15 protein-coding genes are annotated in these 17,486 nt (G+C 38.6%); 10 read left to right on the forward strand and 5 right to left on the reverse strand.

All coding sequences use genetic code 11. From position 1 onward, the window contains the following. Positions 1–24: 24 nt before the first annotated feature. Complete coding sequence (locus FDK13_RS18270; protein WP_137341455.1) at positions 25–687, reverse strand: YggS family pyridoxal phosphate-dependent enzyme; 663 nt, start codon at positions 685–687, stop codon at positions 25–27. A 140-nt stretch (positions 688–827) separates the two neighbouring features. Between FDK13_RS18270 and FDK13_RS18275 the strand changes: the two genes are divergently transcribed. From FDK13_RS18275 to rplI, 4 genes are all read left to right on the forward strand, one after another. Beyond that, positions 828–1,769 carry a DUF8428 domain-containing protein gene (locus FDK13_RS18275; protein ID WP_137341456.1) on the forward strand — a complete coding sequence of 314 codons (942 nt, stop codon included), beginning with the start codon at positions 828–830 and terminating at the stop codon, positions 1,767–1,769. Between the two features lie 139 nt (positions 1,770–1,908). Continuing rightward, the gene (gene rpsF / locus FDK13_RS18280) at positions 1,909–2,286 is read left to right on the forward strand and encodes a 30S ribosomal protein S6 (protein WP_137341457.1); all 378 of its coding nucleotides are present in this window, start codon (positions 1,909–1,911) and stop codon (positions 2,284–2,286) included. A 3-nt stretch (positions 2,287–2,289) separates the two neighbouring features. Continuing rightward, positions 2,290–2,541 carry a 30S ribosomal protein S18 gene (gene rpsR, locus FDK13_RS18285; RefSeq protein ID WP_015811483.1) on the forward strand — a complete coding sequence of 84 codons (252 nt, stop codon included), beginning with the start codon at positions 2,290–2,292 and terminating at the stop codon, positions 2,539–2,541. Between the two features lie 20 nt (positions 2,542–2,561). Beyond that, positions 2,562–3,008, forward strand: a complete 447-nt coding sequence (gene rplI, locus FDK13_RS18290) for a 50S ribosomal protein L9 (RefSeq protein WP_137341458.1) — start codon at positions 2,562–2,564, stop codon at positions 3,006–3,008. Positions 3,009–3,112: 104 nt separating this feature from the next. On the opposite strand, the gene lysM is transcribed toward rplI, so the two are convergent. Then, on the reverse strand, positions 3,113–3,571 hold the full coding sequence (gene lysM / locus FDK13_RS18295) for a peptidoglycan-binding protein LysM (RefSeq protein ID WP_137341459.1): 459 nt from the start codon (positions 3,569–3,571) through the stop codon (positions 3,113–3,115). Positions 3,572–3,781: 210 nt separating this feature from the next. Here lysM and FDK13_RS18300 point away from each other — a divergent pair, with 210 nt between their 5' ends. Both FDK13_RS18300 and FDK13_RS18305 read left to right on the forward strand, forming a co-directional pair. Then, a complete protein-coding gene (locus tag FDK13_RS18300) occupies positions 3,782–5,428 on the forward strand; it encodes a glycerol-3-phosphate dehydrogenase/oxidase (protein WP_137341460.1) in 1,647 nt (548 codons plus the stop codon). 26 nt (positions 5,429–5,454) lie between these two features. Then, complete coding sequence (locus FDK13_RS18305) at positions 5,455–6,507, forward strand: beta-ketoacyl synthase chain length factor (RefSeq protein WP_137341461.1); 1,053 nt, start codon at positions 5,455–5,457, stop codon at positions 6,505–6,507. A gap of 61 nt (positions 6,508–6,568) precedes the next feature. Here the strand turns inward: FDK13_RS18305 and FDK13_RS18310 are convergent, their stop codons facing one another. The 3 genes from FDK13_RS18310 to FDK13_RS18320 all read right to left on the reverse strand — a co-directional run bounded on the left by FDK13_RS18310 (position 6,569) and on the right by FDK13_RS18320 (position 13,322). Next, positions 6,569–7,819 (reverse strand): NAD(P)/FAD-dependent oxidoreductase, encoded by a 1,251-nt coding sequence (locus FDK13_RS18310; RefSeq protein WP_137341462.1) that lies wholly within the window; start codon positions 7,817–7,819, stop codon positions 6,569–6,571. Further along, a complete protein-coding gene (locus FDK13_RS18315; protein WP_137341463.1) occupies positions 7,812–9,341 on the reverse strand; it encodes a phytoene desaturase family protein in 1,530 nt (509 codons plus the stop codon). Before FDK13_RS18315 ends, FDK13_RS18310 begins: the two co-directional genes overlap by 8 nt. 126 nt (positions 9,342–9,467) lie before the next feature. After that, positions 9,468–13,322, reverse strand: a complete 3,855-nt coding sequence (locus FDK13_RS18320) for a trifunctional MMPL family transporter/lysophospholipid acyltransferase/class I SAM-dependent methyltransferase (RefSeq protein WP_137341464.1) — start codon at positions 13,320–13,322, stop codon at positions 9,468–9,470. Positions 13,323–13,466: 144 nt separating this feature from the next. Here FDK13_RS18320 and flxA point away from each other — a divergent pair, with 144 nt between their 5' ends. The 4 genes from flxA to FDK13_RS18340 all read left to right on the forward strand — a co-directional run bounded on the left by flxA (position 13,467) and on the right by FDK13_RS18340 (position 17,485). Then, the gene (gene flxA, locus FDK13_RS18325) at positions 13,467–14,996 is read left to right on the forward strand and encodes a flexirubin biosynthesis tyrosine ammonia-lyase FlxA (RefSeq protein WP_137341465.1); all 1,530 of its coding nucleotides are present in this window, start codon (positions 13,467–13,469) and stop codon (positions 14,994–14,996) included. Beyond that, the gene (gene flxB, locus FDK13_RS18330; protein WP_137341466.1) at positions 14,993–15,724 is read left to right on the forward strand and encodes a flexirubin biosynthesis SDR family reductase FlxB; all 732 of its coding nucleotides are present in this window, start codon (positions 14,993–14,995) and stop codon (positions 15,722–15,724) included. The genes flxA and flxB overlap by 4 nt, the downstream gene beginning before the upstream one ends. Continuing rightward, positions 15,724–16,941, forward strand: a complete 1,218-nt coding sequence (locus FDK13_RS18335) for a beta-ketoacyl-[acyl-carrier-protein] synthase family protein (protein WP_137341467.1) — start codon at positions 15,724–15,726, stop codon at positions 16,939–16,941. The genes flxB and FDK13_RS18335 overlap by 1 nt, the downstream gene beginning before the upstream one ends. Before the next feature lie 277 nt (positions 16,942–17,218). Beyond that, positions 17,219–17,485 (forward strand): phosphopantetheine-binding protein, encoded by a 267-nt coding sequence (locus tag FDK13_RS18340; RefSeq protein ID WP_229216096.1) that lies wholly within the window; start codon positions 17,219–17,221, stop codon positions 17,483–17,485. Position 17,486: the final 1 nt, after the last annotated feature.

Here is a 17,486-nt window from a genome sequence, read left to right on the forward strand (position 1 = left end):
TCCCTCTTTAAAATTAATAGTGAATTATCTTGCACCGAAAATAGCGCTGCCAACCCGCACTAACGTACTTCCTTCTTCCACTGCGAGCAGAAAATCTCCGCTCATACCCATGGAAAGTTCACGCATTTCAACGTTAGCTTTCTCATATGTTTTGAAAGAATCGAAAAGCGTTTTTAGATGACGAAATTCCAGGCGTACCTTTTCTTCATCATCAGAATTGGAAGCCATGCCCATCAGGCCAACGATCCGGATATTGGTAAGCGAAACGAGTGCCTCAGATTCCAGGATTTCTTTTGCTTCTTCATCAGACAGGCCAAATTTTGTCTCTTCCTCAGCTATAAATATTTGAAGAAGACAGTCAATAACCCGTTTGTTTTTTGCCGCTTCCTTATTGATCTCTTTTAAAAGTTTGAAATTATCAACGGAATGAATCATGGAAACATAGGGTGCCATGTATTTTACCTTATTCGATTGAAGGTGCCCAATCATGTGCCATTCGATATCTTTGGGTAAAACTTCGTACTTTGCCGTCATTTCCTGAACTTTGTTTTCTCCAAAACAACGGAATCCTGCCTGATAGGTTTCTTCCAGAGCCTCAATTGGTTTAGTTTTAGTTACAGCAATTAACCGTGCTTTTTGTTGTAACTGATCTTCAATTTGCTTGATGTTTTGAGCAATTTCAGGCATTATATGGATATGAAATTTTTGATAATGAATGATTTATACCGAATATTTGAAAGTTAGTTTTCACAAATAGGCTCTAACTTATTTCAAAATTGAAAAAAACATAGTTCTTTTACCAACTAATTAAAAAATTAACTCTCTTTATGGACTATAATCAAGAACAAAAGCAAGATCGAAAAACTCTTTTATGGGCTGCTCTGGCTGTTTTAGGGTTGCTTAATTTGGTACTTGTTTATTTTATCTATCACGAAAAACAGGAAAATAGAGTTAAGGACGATATTATCACAGCAAAAACCGAAGAAGTTTTGTTTACCAAAACAAAACTTGATTCTATATCTGCCGAACTTGATACAAAAATTGCAGAGATACAACAATTGGGCGGAAGCGTTTCTTCTTTGATTGAATTGAAAAAACAACTTGAAAAAGATAAAGAGGAGCTGAAAAATGTAAATAATTTCTCTGCTGCGAATTTCAACAAGAAGATTAAATCCTATGAAAACGTTTTATCTCAGAAGGATACCGAAATTGCTAATTTGCGTGAAGAACTGGGTATTGTAACAAATAAAAACCAGGAACTGAGCCAGCAGGTAACGGGACTTGAATCTGAAAAACAGCAATTGAATGATTCGGTTAATAACTATTCGGCTCAAAACCGTGAGTTGGCGGACAAAGTAACGTTGGCATCCGCGTTACGTACTGAAGAACTTTTGATTCATGCAGTTTCTGCAAAAGGAAAAGAACGTGACGGTGATAAGTTCAGAGCAAAACGAATTGATAAATTGAGAGTTAGCTTCAAACTTGGAGAAAATGCAGTCGCGAAACAAAACGAGAAAGATATTTATCTGCGCATTCTGGATCCTGATGGAGCGGTACTTTCGGATATGGCAACCGGCTCAGGCGCATTCAGTTTCAATGGTAAAGAAATGATTTACAGCTCGAAGCAAACTGTTAACTTCACCAATAGCCGTCAGTCAGTCGATATTTTCTATGGCCGCGGTGGAATTCCGATGAAAGATGGTAAATATGCAGTTGAAGTTTATAGCGAAGGATTCAAAATCGGACAGGGAGATTTTACGGTTAAATAACCTATAACAGTCTAACTTTCTGATAAATACAAATAGGGCTTGGAATTGTCAATTCCAAGCCCTATTTTTGCACCCTCATTATGGATTCCAGTAATCCCGAATGAGTATTAAAATCAATTTATATTTAAATATTTGCCGTATGTCTAAGCAGTATGAAACGGTGTTCATTCTAACTCCCATCTTGTCTGAGGCTCAGATGAGGGACGCCGTTGAAAAATTCCGTACGCTGATCACTGAGAATGGTGGTTCACTTGTACACGAAGAAAACTGGGGATTGCGTAAGCTAGCCTACCCCATTCAAAAGAAAAACACAGGTTATTACAATGTGTTTGAGTATTCATCAGAAGATGGAGCCGTTGTTGATGTTTTGGAAACGGAATTCCGTCGCGACGAACGCATTATGCGTTTTTTAACAATTGCCCTTGACAAACATTCTCTTGCTTACAACGAGAAAAAACGTAAAGGTCTGATTGGCAGAAAGAAGGAAGAAACAACTGAATCTAAAACCGAAGCATAAGCTATGTCACTCGTAAACGAACCGGTTGAAAAAAATATCAACCGCAAAAAATATTGCCGCTTTAAGAAAGCAGGCATCAAATACATTGATTACAAGAATCCTGACTTTTTGTTGAAACTTGTAAATGAGCAAGGAAAGATCTTGCCACGTCGTCTTACAGGTACTAGCTTGAAATACCAGCGTAAAGTATCTCAGGCAATTAAAAGAGCACGTCATTTGGCTTTATTGCCATTTGTTGCTGATCAATTGAAATAAAATAGAAAGAGATACTAACAATGGAAATCATACTAATAACTGATATTGCCGGAGTAGGTTATAAGAACGACATCGTGAACGTAAAAGCGGGTTTCGGTCGTAATTACCTTATTCCGCAGGGTTTTGCCTTATTGGCTAATGACTCTAATCGTAAAATCGTTGCTGAAAACGTACGTCAGGCATCTCACAAAGCTGAAAAGCTTAAGAAAGATGCAGAAGATGTTGCTGCTGCAATCGGCGATTTGATCATTGACATTCGCACTGTTGTGGGAGAAAGCGGCCGTATTTTCGGACGTGTTACCAACACTCAGGTTGCAGACGTACTTAAATCAAAAGGTTTTGATATTGACCGTAAGAAAATTACTGTTGATGATGTAAAATCTGTTGGTACTTACTCAGCACTTATCGATCTACACAAAGAAGTGAAACACAAAGTAACTTTGAACGTAATCGCAGCAGAAGATTAATTATCAGTCTTCTTCGACATAAAAAAATGACAACCCGAAAGAGTTGTCATTTTTTTATGTCTGATATTTAGCTAAAAGCTAATACCTAAAAGGCAACAGCTAAATTAAAGTGCCGGAATTCTCAAAACCTGGCCCGGATAAATTTTATCAGGATGCGTTAACATCGGTTTGTTCGCTTCAAAAATAATCGGATATTTCATCATATCTCCGTAAACTGCTTTCGCAATCAGAGAAAGTGTATCTCCTTTTACAACAGTATGATAAGTAGCTTCCGGAGCAGGCGTAGCAACCTTTAAGCGGTTATCTACAATTTTGACTCCTTCAACATTGCCAACTGCAAGAGCAATTTTTTCTGCGTCTTCCTGTTTGGCAACTTCCCCTTCGATGGTTACAGTATCGGTAGCAGTTTTTACAGAAAGGGAATTATATGCCAGTCCAAGTTGCTTTACGTGAGCTAAAAGAGCGCTGGCACGAAGTGGTTCTGTCTCCGGCGTTGGAGCTGCTGCGGTTTCTTTGTGGAAAATTTTTTCTCCTACTCCCTGAAAAAATGACATTAGTCCCATTGTAAAATTTGTTTTTTGTGTGTAAAAAAAGTTTAACTATTGAGTTCAAAGCTACTGTATTTTTTAAATACAACAACTCTCAGACGGAAAAATAGCAAAGTGGTCACATCATTTATAGAATTTATTTTATCAATAATTTAATGCAATAACAATGCTCAACTTTGTACTTTTGCATTTGAAGAACTAAAACAAATATTATACCCGCTTTGCATGAATCGTAACGAGTCACTCCTAAGATTAAAAAATGAGCATTTTGATATTTGTATAATTGGCGCGGGGGCAAGCGGTGCGGGTTGCGCGTTGGATGCAGTTTTACGAGGCTATAAAGTGGCGCTAATTGACCGAAAAGATTTTGCTTCAGAAACCTCTTCACGTTCTACAAAACTGATTCATGGTGGTGTTCGTTATCTTGAACAAGCTTTCAAAAATCTTGATTTTGCACAATTAAAGCAGGTGCGTCACGGACTTGAAGAAAGGCATATTGTATTGAATAATGCACCCCACCTGGCCAGGCCACTGGCATTAATGACTCCTGTAAATTCCTGGATTGAAGGGCTTTATTTTAGTATTGGTCTTAGAATGTACGACTGGTTTGCAACAAACGATTCTCTGCCAAAAAGCAAGTGGTTAAAAAAGGAAGAGGTCTTAGCGAAAATGCCTACACTGAACAGAAGCAAATTGCACAGTGCTGTTATGTACTATGATGGTCAGCTGGATGATGCGCGGTATTGTCTTGCCTTGTCAACTTCTGCTTCGGAAGCGGGAGCAGCAGTAGCCAATTATATCGAAGTGAGCGGATTTGAAAAAAGTCAGGATGGGAAATTAAATGGTGTTCAGGTTCGGGATACACAGTCTGAGGAAGAATTTACGATTAATACTAAAATTGTGATTAACTGTACCGGACCATTTTCTGATAAAATCCGGCATTTTGCAAATAGTGCTTTACAGAGCCGGATCAGGCCGAGTAAAGGGGTTCATGTAGTTCTTCCTTATGAAGTTTTGAATAGTGAAAACGCCATGCTGATTCCGAAAACACCGGATGGAAGAGTCGTTTTTGCTATACCTTTTGAAGGTTCTATGCTGCTTGGGACAACCGATACAGATTCGCAAGATATCGTAAATGAGCCTGTTTTAAATAAAAAAGAAGTTGACTATCTGGTAAATACCTTAAATCCATATCTGGATAAAGAGATCGATATTTCAAAAATCAAAGCGGGTTATGGTGGATTACGGCCATTGCTGTCTGCTGATCCGCATAAGTCCACAAAAACATTGCTGAGAGACCATGAAATTGAAATAGATAAGGTTTCCGGGCTTGTAAGTTTGTTAGGTGGGAAGTGGACGACGTACCGTTTGATGGCGAAAGATACCATTGATCAGGCAGATCTTATTTTTGGAAAAAGTAATGAATGTAAAACAGCAGATCATTTACTGACTGGTGGCGCGAATTTTGATTATAATTCCTGGAAGTTTCTTGTCAAGGATTTTAATTTGCCGGAAGATGTGAGCAAGCATTTGGTGAGTAAATATGGTTCAAGGGCTAGTGAAATTGGAAAACTTGTTAGGGACAATCCTGCGCTTAACGAAAAACTTGACTCAAATTATCCTTATATCAAAGCAGAAATAATTTACAGTGTCCGTAAAGAAATGGCGATAACGCCAAGAGATATTTTGGCAAGAAGAATCCGTTTGGAAATTACGGATTGGTACACAACGTTGAAATGTCTGCCCGAAGTAGCGGATCTAATGGGAGAGGAACTGGGATGGAGCAGCACCCTGAAAGAAAAAAATATTCTGGAATATAGTCAGGAAATAAAGCAATTTATGGCAACTGCCGCAGGCGAACTGGCTGTGTAACAGCCGGTTTTAGTGAAAAACAGAACATGTTTATAAAAGATTTATCCTGTATTTCAGCTCAGCAAACATATGACGATGCTTTCTTTGAAATTGAGCTGAGAGTAAATACAGGAAACAGATATACGGCTTTGGAGCCAGGTTATGGAAATTTAATACCCGCCGGTTTACTCAGAAGAATGGGAAAGGCGGTTCGGATGGGCGTGGGGGCTGGACTTCCACTGATACAGAAAAATGCGGAACTTGATGGCATCATACTTGGAACAGCAAACGGCGGTTTGGAAGATTGTCTTAAATTTCTGAATCAGATCGTTGATTACAACGAAGGGACTTTAACACCCACCAATTTTGTCCAGAGCACTCCCAATGCGGTTGCCGGAAATCTGGCATTGATGAGCAAAAATACTGGTTACAATGCCACACATGTTAATAAAGGTCTGGCTTTTGAAGGTGCTTTAATGGATGCATTTTTACTTTTCGATGAAGGAAAAGCGGAGTCTTTGCTATTGGGAAGTATAGAGGAAATTTCGGATTACAATTATAATATCGACATGCTTGCCGGTTCCTGGAAAAAGGAGGAAACGACATCCGAAACACTGCTGAACTCAGCTACACCGGGAACTGTTTGCGGTGAAGCGGCTGTAATGGTTGTTGTTGAAGCTCAAAAATCGGTTGATTCACTGGTTGAAATTGTTGACGTTGAGCAGATTAGCTATGCCGATAAAGACAAGGTAAAAGAAAAGCTGATTTATTTTTTAAGCAAAAATAATATTGAACTTTCAGAAATTGATACACTGATTTTAGGTTACAGCGGCGATAGTCGAAGTGATCATTGGTATAATTGGCTGCACGAAAACCTATTTTCTGAAAGTGTAGTTTATAACTATAAAAACCTGGTAGGAGAGTTTCCAACCGCTACTGCTTTTGCGGTCTGGATGGGCGTTCATATTTTGACCGGAAAGAAAATGCCGGACGAGACTTTGCTAACGAAAGTAGTAAAAAGGAAGTCAGAGAAAATCCTTGTTTATAACCATCACAAGGGAATTCAGCATGGATTTATCCTGATGTCAGGCCTGCGATAGTTGGAAACTAAAATGCTCCTGACAAAATATAGTTGAGGTCAGGAGCATTTAAGTTATACCATTACAAATCCGCCTTGGGGCTTTCTTTCATCTTGATAACTTTCGCAAGCGTCGACAAAATGGTGTCATGTTTTTTTACAAAAGGATTAGACTGATCCCATACGTAACCTGCTAAAACAGAGCATATCTGGTTTTTTATTTCTTCATTTATCTGTTGTGCAAAAACAATCGTTTGGAAGTCTCCTGTGTACCAGCCGCTTACGTAGCTTCTGAAAACGTTGATTCCTCCCTGAACTACATCTTCATATTCTTTTTTCCAGTCCACTGTTTCTCCCTGCAAATGTTTGTGGGTCATTTTAGCAGAAAGTAATCCTGACGCCGTAGCGAACGTAACGCCGGATGAAAAAATCGGGTCAAGAAATTCTGTGCTGTTTCCGGATAATACGAAACCTTCACCGTACATCTGTTTCACCCCAACCGAATAACCAAGGATATGTTTAGGTTCCCATTTTAACTTTGAGGATTTAAAACGGCCTTTTAAATCCTCAAATTCACGGATGAAATTTTTATATTTTTCCCCGCCATTTTCGGCCATCTCTTCAATTTTCTCACGATTCCCAACCACACCGACGGAAGTAGAGCCATCAGAAAATGGAATCGCCCAGATCCAGGATTTATTATCGTCGAAAGAGTGCACAAAAATATTATTACTAGCCTTTTCTGTCCGGTTTTTATCTTCCAAGTGGGCGAAAATAGCACCACGAGGCGAGAATGCGGACGGTTTGCTAAGATCAAATAATCGTGGCAAAACGCGCCCATAACCGCTGGAATCAATTATGAATTTTGCTTCAATCGTAAATTTATTTCCATCAATGTCTTTATAGTCAACAATTTGTTTGTCTTTGCTGCAAGTGACGTTTAAAACTTCGCATTCGAAATTAACAGCTACACCCTTCGCACGGGTAGCTTCGGCGAGTGTCAAGTCAAAATCAGCACGCTTTACCTGCCATGTCCATGTCCAGCCTTTTGTAAATTGTTCAGAAAAGAAAAATTCACAGCGATTTTCGCCACGCATAAATGCTGCTCCGGTTTTTTTCTGGAAATTTTTTGGAATAACCGCTTCCAAAAGTCCTGATTCATCCAGGTGTTCCATGCAGCAGGGAAGAAGGCTTTCGCCGATCTGGAAACGTGGAAACTTTTCTTTTTCTAAAATAGTAACATCATATCCCTGTTTTTTTAAATAGGATGCAGCAACGGTTCCGGCAGGTCCGGCACCGATAACCACCACATCAACTTTGGCATGATTAGGCATCTTTGACTTTTTGAATAAGTTTATCTTTATCTACAAATGAAAAGCAGGTCACAAACGCACTGGCGGTAACACCTAATATGCCGTGCATGGCAATATTTTGTCCGGTTAAATGCAAATTCGGAATTCTTGTTTTTGTATTAATCTGAGTTCTGGTGGGTGAAGAAGAATTTTGTAAAACACCATATAAAGACCCGTCTTTATTACCAATATAGTCCCTGAAAGTTAGCGGAGACGTACTATGAACGGATCGGATTTTATCTTCAATGCCCGGGAAAAGTTTTTTAACCCGCACCATGACCTGTTCTTCTTTGTGTTTTTTAAATCTGAGATAGGACGCTTCACGTTCTCCGGGTTCAGACACGGTTCGCAAAGTATGGCTCCACTCCTCGATTTCCTCACTTTTCATGTAAGTCATGATGGACATGGATTCTGCGTATTTTTCATTTTTAGAAATGAAGGGCGTGCAAACAAAATAAGTCTGCGGCCATGTTTCCTGATCGTACTCGACACCTCCCCAAACATCTTCATTATGATGCTGATAAATATTGTAATTCAGGTATTCAACAGAATTTTCCTGAAAAGTAAGGTGTACAATGAAGGTTGAAATACTATTTCTAAGTGACCGAATACGGTTTCGGTAAACGGGTAAAAACCGGTTTTCTCCAAAAATATCAATGGTTACGGCTGGATGTATATTTGAAATAAATTCTTTACCTCTAAAAATTTCGCCGTTTTCAGTAACAACGCTGGTAATTTGTCCCGCATCATTATACTGTGCACCGACTACCTTTTTCCTTTTTAAAATTTCACCACCAAAATTTCTTATCCCCCGGCTGAGTTGAATAGCAATTTGAGAGCCACCGTTTATGAATTTGTAAGATCCTGATAAATAACTATTTAAAATAAGTGCGTGAACGTAAAATGGGGTCATTTCCTTTACGCCGGCATAGAGCAGATTTGTACCGGCCAGTACATTTCTCAGTCTTTCATTTGTAGTCAGCGAAGCAATATAATCATAGGCATTGAGCTCCATCATATCGCTATCCATCTGATAACTTGGTCCTGTAACCGTCAGATTATATAGCGGAAATTTGCCGCATGTCTCTTTTATTTTGGTACAATACGTTTCAATTACATCTTTTTCGTCAGGGAAATATCCAATCATATTTTTCTTGAACTGATCATATCCCTGTCCATAAAAATATTCTGACCCATCATCAAAACGAATGACATCAAACTTTTCTTCGTCCATTCGTTTGAGCTTCATTTTATCCAGAATGCCAAAATATTTGAAAAACTGATAAAGATTTTCTCCCTTATCCAAGCTTCCCACATAATGTACGCCTGTATCAAAAATGGTTTTATCACGGCTATATACCTGAAGAAGGCCACCAATCTGGTGGTTTTTTTCAAGAACAATCACGCTGTGGCCTTCCGAAGCCAGAATATATGCACACACCAATCCTCCCAAACCACTGCCAACGATTACAAAATCATACTCCTTTTCAGACTCCTGCTGCATGTAACTGATTGTTTCAAATTTATTATCCGGCCGGAAAACCCGACAAGATTTATAAATATTTTGTTATTTTCTCTTTTTTTGATTGAACGGTTATTGGTAGTGAATCCTAATTCAACTTCTCAAAACTTATTCCGCGACATAAGTCAGCGCTTGTTTTCTTAGAATGATCAATACGTTGGATGTATTTTTTGAGTGCTCCTGCATTTCAAAATCCAGTTGATTTTTTTCGGCAAATGTTTTTATATCGGAGGAGGAGAAAAAATGAAATTCGCTATCTTTTTTATTAAATGAAAATAACCCGGTCGACAATGCTTCTGTGCGTTCTGTATTTTTGTGTTTCTCTTTCAGGTCTGTAATGCCGTCTCGGATGAACAAAATTCCACCCGGATTAAGGGCTCTTGCACATCGGTCAAGGATTATCTGCTGTTTTTCTTCTGAAAGATAATGAAGTATATCATTTAAAAATATTATATCCTGATTTGCCATATCGGTGGCCATAATATCTTCATACCGGAATTGCAGATTGGTGGTTTTGTTATAACTATTTTGAGCAATTAAGATCTTGTCTTCATCATAATCGATTCCTGTAATTACTCTGTTTTCATTTTTATAATGAAGATAAAATGAAAGATAACCGTAGCCGCATCCAATATCCAGAATGTTTTTCCGATCTCCGACTAATTCGTTGTAATACGTATAATTTTTCGCTTCCAGATTCCATTTTGTTTTGAAATACCATTCAAGAACCGGCCCTTTGAAAACGTAATTTGTGAATATTTTCGGTTTGAGATAGGTAGTATCTTCCATTTCATCCTTATACAACTCAAATTCTGATTTGAAATGCGCCGAGATATTTTTTGTTTTATCGCGAAGACTTTCTCCCCATTTCGGGTCATTATAACTTAGTCTTGGCAAAACCCGCACATTCAATGCACCGGGACGGATCAGGAAATCGCCTTTTGGCAAAACATCAGAAGCACCGTGTATTAATATAGGTTGAATGTCAAGGTTTAATTCCTGGGCAAGGTGAAATGCGCCTTTGTGAAAGCGGCCAATTTTCCCATCTTCGGAACGCGTTCCCTCCGGGAAAACAAGAATCGAATAACCTTCTTCGATCAGTTTTTTCATTCGGGCAATGTTTTCTTCCGGGCCTGCTTCTGTATAAATATAACCTGCAAAACGAATTATCGGCCCAAAAAACGGCGAATTATAAACCCAGCCTTTCACCATCATAACAATTTTCGGATTGATCATAATGGCAAGCAAAATATCAAGGAAAGAAGTATGATTTGCTATGTAAATGACTGGTTTTGAGATGTTCATGTTCTCAGTACCAGAAAAATTTTTCTTCACATGCGGCCCAGAATAGATGACACTTTTAGCGAAAAATGCCAGGGAATTATTGATCATCTGTTTTTTTCTGATTTTTGAAATTGGCAGAAGAATGATAAGTACCAGTTTGGAATGAAGAAAAAGACAGCCTGAAAGAAAATAGGTGAAACTGCTGATGCTAAGAATAAAAGGAAGCAACGTTACCGGCGCTTTTTTACGTTTGATACGGTTTTCAACAAAGAAATTAAATACAACAGGCTGAACAATGAAGGACACAAAAAGAATGCAAACAATACCTAAAACGCTTATCAGCGCAATCGAATGAATGGCGGGATGTTCTGCGAAAATTAAAACGCCTGTTCCGACAATGGTTGTGCAAGCAGAAAGTACAATCGCGGACTGGTAGGAGCGGAGTGTATCTTTTCCATATTTATATTTACTTAAAAGTCCTTCTGTTACAAAAATGCTGAAATCGTCACCAAGTCCGAAGATGAATGTGGTTATGACAACATTGACAAAATTGAATTTTATTCCCAATAAAGCGGCAATTCCTAAAATCCATATCCAGCTGATTACCATGGGAATAAATGACAAAAAAGTCAATTCAAACCGGCCGTATACAATTAACAAAGTCAGAAAAACAATGGAGGCAGAAATGATCAGAATGTAATTGAAATCATCTTTTACCATCGTCAGAAGTTCCGCTGCCAGTTCGCCCCGATCAAAAATTTCAACACCGCTGATTTTTCTTAATTCAGTTTTTACGGCCGATAATTGATCCTGTTTAGCTACAATTGTAGTAATTAGCGTCGTTTTTCCGGGATTGCTTTCAATCAGATTGTTTAACCCCAATTCAGAAAACAATTCTTTTTCGTCAACCGGATTTTCATTTTCTCCTGAAATCCATGTTTTGAAATTATCAAAAGCAGTGTCGTTAAATCCGTTTTGAGAAGCGGATTGATCCATTATTGAAAAAGTCCGCGCTTTTTTATCAGTATTCCAGAAGTTAAGCCAGCGTTCTTTTCTTTCTTTTTTTAGTTTTTCCGGAATAAGAAATGAGCCCGACGAAACGAAACCGTTGATTTTTTTATTTGCTTTAAGTGCCGTCAGTTTTTGAAAAACCTGGTAATTCAATTCTTCCGCTTTTTCTTTGTTTTTATCCATTGAAAAAACATAAATTCTTTTCTCATTTTCGGGATTTATTCCGGTGAGCAACTGTTCTTTTTCTTTAAGATCGGCACTATGAATACTCAGGTTTTCGAAGCTGTTGTCAAATTCTGTAAACTGAGAAAAGTAGAGAAAAACAACAGTCAGAATTGCTACTAAAAACAGAATGGCCGAACGGAATTTTACCGGAATTTTCGGAAAGTTGAAAAACTTGATTTCCCCCGGAATATTTTTGTAATCAAAATTAAAAGCCTGTAAAATAACCGGCAAGCCCATTAAAGTAAAAAATGCTGCGCCTGATAAACTTAAAGAAGCAAATAATCCAAAGTCCTGCAAAACGACAGAATTGGCAAAGTGAAGTGCGCTGAAAGCCAGAATTGTTGTCAAACTTCCTGTCAAAAGCGGCTCACTAACTTCCTTGACAGCAATTTTTACCGATCCGGTATGCCGGAGATGTGTAAAAAAATGGAAGGAATAATCGAGTAAGATACCGAACAAAACTGCGCCTGTTGCCAAGGAAATTCCGGAAATTTCCGGTCTGAAAAAACCGATAATCCCTAATGCGAAAACACCACCAAAAATAGCCGGCAATACGATATAAAACGGAATCAAAACTTTCCGGTAATACAAGATCATAATGAGAAGAATCGCCGATAAAGCGATGATCATCGTCGTGTAGGAATCATGTTTTACCTGTATTGCATTTTGTGCTGCAATTTCAAAAGTGCCAAAATAGGAGAACTGATTATCAGGATGTTGTTTGCTCCAACTGGCTTTAAAATCTTCAACACGGTTATATAATTCAATGTTTTTGGCAGAATTTCCGGAATCGTAATTTGTACCGGCCATAACGATGATCTGCTTTCGGTCTTTGGAAAACATCAAACCGTCATCAACCGTCATGCCGTTTGAATTATTGATAGCATTTAAGTCGCTGAAATATTTACCTGAAATTCCCAGCGGGTCATTCAATATAAACTGACGAAGAAATGTTCCGCCGGGAGCTAACAGTTGTTTGTAAGAATTTGAAACAGAAATTCTTATGGAATCTGTATTTGTTTTATTAGCAATATGCTGATAATATGAAGAATCGATCAGTTCAGCAAATCGTCCAAAAGTATATTCATAAACATCCTGCTGAATGTTTGGCCGCACTGCCTGAATGTTTTTGATATATCCTTTTGTATTTTTTTCGAGAGCGCCGGCAAAATTCTCCGCCAACGTTTTGGCATCTTCGGTATCGGTTTCTTCCTTTATATTGATAGAAAAAACAATCTGATTAATGATGCTTTTATTTTCAACCAGCCTGTTGAATTCTTCAAATGTTTTGCCTTTTGGTAAGGTTGAAAAAATACTTTCGGTGATCTTTAACCGTGATATTCCAAAACCAAGAATGGCAATGATGAAGAGCAGCGAGAGAAAGAAAGCGGTTTTATGGCGGGAAAGGAGGGTATTTAGCCTAAGTAATAAATCTCCAATCATGGATTTGAACGTGAGTTTGGGGTAAATTTATACAAATGTACGTGTCCTGACAAAATATTGATGTCCTTGCCGGTAAATTGCGTTTCTTGTCAAAGCCATAAAAAAAGATTTATTTTACATGGGTTTTAATTACAGTAACTATAAATGAATAGTATTTCATTAGCTCAGATCGAGCAATATGCCATTGATAAGAAAGAATTTTTACTAGCTGAAGACGCACTCAACAACGTTTCAAAGTCATTCGATTTCTTAACTGAATTTTCAAAAGATAAAATCATATACGGTATCAATACCGGTTTTGGGCCTATGGCGCAGTACCGGATTGACACGGATAAATTAAATCATCTGCAGTATAATCTCATCCGCAGCCATTCCAGTGGAATTGGCAAACCGCTGGATGAAACATATGCGCGCAGTGTGATGGTTGCCCGTCTGAATTCATTTTTACAGGGAAATTCTGGAATCAGCACTGGTGTCATTCAGCAATTAGTTCTATTTTTAAATAAGGGAATTGTTCCTGAAATTTTTGAACACGGCAGCGTTGGTGCCAGCGGTGATCTTGTTCAGCTTTCGCATTTGGGGTTAAATCTTATTGGTGAAGGGTATGTTTATGAAAATGGCGTCCGTCAGAAAACGGCAGATGTTTTGGCAAAACATGGTATCGCACCTTTGAAAATGGAACTTCGTGATGGCTTGGGATTGATTAACGGAACGTCCTGCATGACGGGAATTGCAGCTGTTAATTTGATTTATGCCCAGCGACTTGTTCAGTGGTCTATCGCGGCATCATCGATGCTGAATGAGATTATGGAAGCTTTTGATGATTCTTTTTCAAAGGAATTAAATGCTGTAAAACATCACAAAGGCCAGCAATATGTTGCTGCACAGATGCGTGATTTCCTTGCAGGAAGTGAAATGATCCGTAATCGTGAGGAATTGTTTAAGGACGATACTGCGCTTCAGACGAGAGAATTTGAAAGGAAAATTCAGGAATATTATTCAATCCGTTGCGTACCGCAAATTATCGGGCCCATTGTTGATACGATCAATTATGCACAGGAAGTTATTGAAAATGAATTGAATTCTACAAATGATAATCCGATTGTAAGACCGGATGAAAATAATGTTTTCCATGGCGGTAATTTCCACGGAGATTATATTTCGCTGGAAATGGATAAGGTCAAAATTGTACTGACAAAACTTTCCATGCTGATGGAACGCCAGCTTAACTTTTTGATGAATAGTAAGCTGAACGGTAAATTCCCGCCTTTCCTGAATGCAGGAACCTGGGGATTAAATTTCGGGTTCCAGGGAATTCAGTTTACCGCTACATCCACAACGGCTGAAAGCCAGGCTCTGTCGACTTCGGTTTATATCCATAGCATTCCAAATAATAATGATAATCAGGACATTGTGAGCATGGGTACAAATAGTGCCGTTCTTGCGAAACAGGTTCTGGAAAATTCTTATCAGGTGATGTCAATCCATATTATGGCCATTTGTCAGGCCATTGACTTGCTGGAACCGGAAGAAAAGGAAAGATTATCAGCAAAAACAAAAGCTATTTATGCACAAATTCGGACGAAAGCTTCATTTATCAAAGAAGATGTTCCGCCGGCGGAAAGCATCGCTGATGTATATCAATTAATTAAGGAAACCCCGTTTACGATATGAATTGCGCACTTGTAACAGGAGCATCCAGAGGATTGGGAAGAGCGATAGCGGTGCAATTGGCTAAGGATCATGGACTTTTTATACTGGTCAATTATTCAACAAACCAGGAAGCAGCCGAGGAAACGCTCACAGAAATAAAGGCAAATGGCGGAAACGGCGAACTTTTACAGTTTAATGTGCAAACCAAAACCGAAGTAGATGAAGCCTTGAATGGTTGGAAAGAAGCAAATCCCGATAATTTTATTAGTGTTCTGGTTAATAATGCGGGTATCACGCGCGACGGATTATTTATGTGGATGCCCGAAAAGGATTGGGATGATGTGCTAAATACTTCAACCAAAGGACTTTTCAATGTGACACAGAATGTAATCCAGCAAATGCTTCGTAAAAGAACCGGGCGGATTGTTAATATCGCATCGGTATCGGGATTGAAGGGCGTTGCCGGACAAACCAATTATTCAGCGGCAAAAGGTGCCATGATCGCTTCAACAAAAGCTTTGGCTCAGGAAGTTGCCAAAAGAAAAATAACAGTTAATGCAGTGGCTCCCGGTTTTATCACCAGCGATATGACCAAAGATCTTAACGAGGATGAATTGAAACAAATGATCCCGATGAATCGTTTTGGGAAAGCGGAAGAGGTTGCGCACCTCGTAAGTTTTTTGGCATCGGAAAAAGCTTCTTATATTACAGGAGAAGTAATTAATATCAACGGAGGAATTTATTCATAATGAACCATAGAGTCGTTATCACCGGAATTGGCATTTATTCTTGTCTGGGAGAAAATCTCGGAGAGGTTACCAAGTCATTATATGCCGGAAAAAGTGGTATTATTTTTGATCAGCCCAGAAAAGATTTTGGATTCCGTTCTGCGCTTACCGGTTTTGTAAAAGAGCCCGATTTGAAACCTTTTTTGTCAAGAAGACAGCGTTTGGGCATGCACCAGCCCGCTATGTATGCCTATATGTCAACAAAGGAAGCGATAGAAATGTCTGGTCTTGATATTGATTTTCTTGAAACGACAGAAACCGGAATAATTTTTGGAAATGACAGCACGGCCGCTTCTATTGTAGAAGCTTTTGACAAAGCCAGAGAAAAATTTGATACGACACTAATCGGAAGCGGTGCTATTTTTCAGAATATGAATAGCACAGTGAATATGAATCTTTCGACTATTTTCAAGCTGAAAGGGATCAATTTTACATTAAGCGCAGCCTGTGCTTCCGGTTCTCATTCGATCGGGATGGGATATATTATGATCAAACAGGGATTGCAGGATAGAATTATTTGTGGCGGTGCCCAGGAAATCAACATGGCAGCTATGTGCAGTTTTGATGGTTTAGGCACTTTTTCTGTTCACGAGTCTGATCCTGCAAAAGCATCCAGACCATTTGACCGTGACAGAGACGGACTGGTTCCAAGCGGTGGAGCAGCAACGGTTATTCTTGAATCGTATGAAGCCGCTGTCAAGCGCGGAGCTCCGATCCTTGCCGAAGTTGTAGGGTACGGCTTTTCTTCAAACGGGGATCATATTTCAAATCCAAGTATGCAGGGACAGGTCAGATCTTTGGAAATGGCTTTGAAAAACGCCGGTACTTCGGTTAGTGAAATCGACTATATCAATGCACATGCAACCTCAACACCGGTTGGCGACAGTAGTGAGGCAAAAGCGATTTACGAAGTTTTTGGAGGTGAAGTTCCGGTGAGTTCAACCAAATCCATGACGGGACATGAATGCTGGATGGCTGGTGCCAGTGAAATTGTTTATTCACTTTTAATGATGAAGGAAGGCTTTGTAGCTCCTAATATCAATTTTGAAAATCCGGACGAAGAGTCTGCTAAAATCAATATTATCTCGCAAACCAAAGAGCAGAATATTGATTGTTTTCTTTCAAATTCTTTTGGTTTTGGTGGTACTAATTCTACATTGATAATAAAAAAAATCTAATCAGAAGTTACGCATAGACTATTTTATTCTGGTAAAAGCTCCGGAATACTGGTAAACTATGCGATTGCCATAGAATAATATCATTTGCTATTATTACTGACCGGTTCATAGTTTCAAAGCAAATTTTAACATTTTTGTACTTATAAAGCTGGCGGGTAACGTTTTATGTGCTGAAAAATTATAATCTGTGTGAAATTTATATGAAATAATAGATTATATGTTAAAAATTAACGCGAATTTGAAAACTATAACCAAAGAATAAATTAATTTTGTACTCATGAATGAAACATTTGTTACAATGGGATTGGGAGATATTATCGAGGATACCAGGGATTTTTTGTCAGAGGAGTTTGAGGTAGATAGAGATCTTATTCTTCCTGAGAATAGTTTGAAAGAGACATTGGATCTGGATAGTCTGGATTATGTTGATCTCGTTGTGTTGATTGAGGAGAATTTAAATATTAAAGTTACCGGTGAAGATTTCAAAGAAATTGAAACTTTCGGCGATTTTTACGCACTCATTCAAAAGAAACTATCTCTTTAAC

The organism is Dyadobacter frigoris (assembly GCF_005280585.1).
Lineage (GTDB): Bacteria > Bacteroidota > Bacteroidia > Cytophagales > Spirosomataceae > Dyadobacter > Dyadobacter frigoris.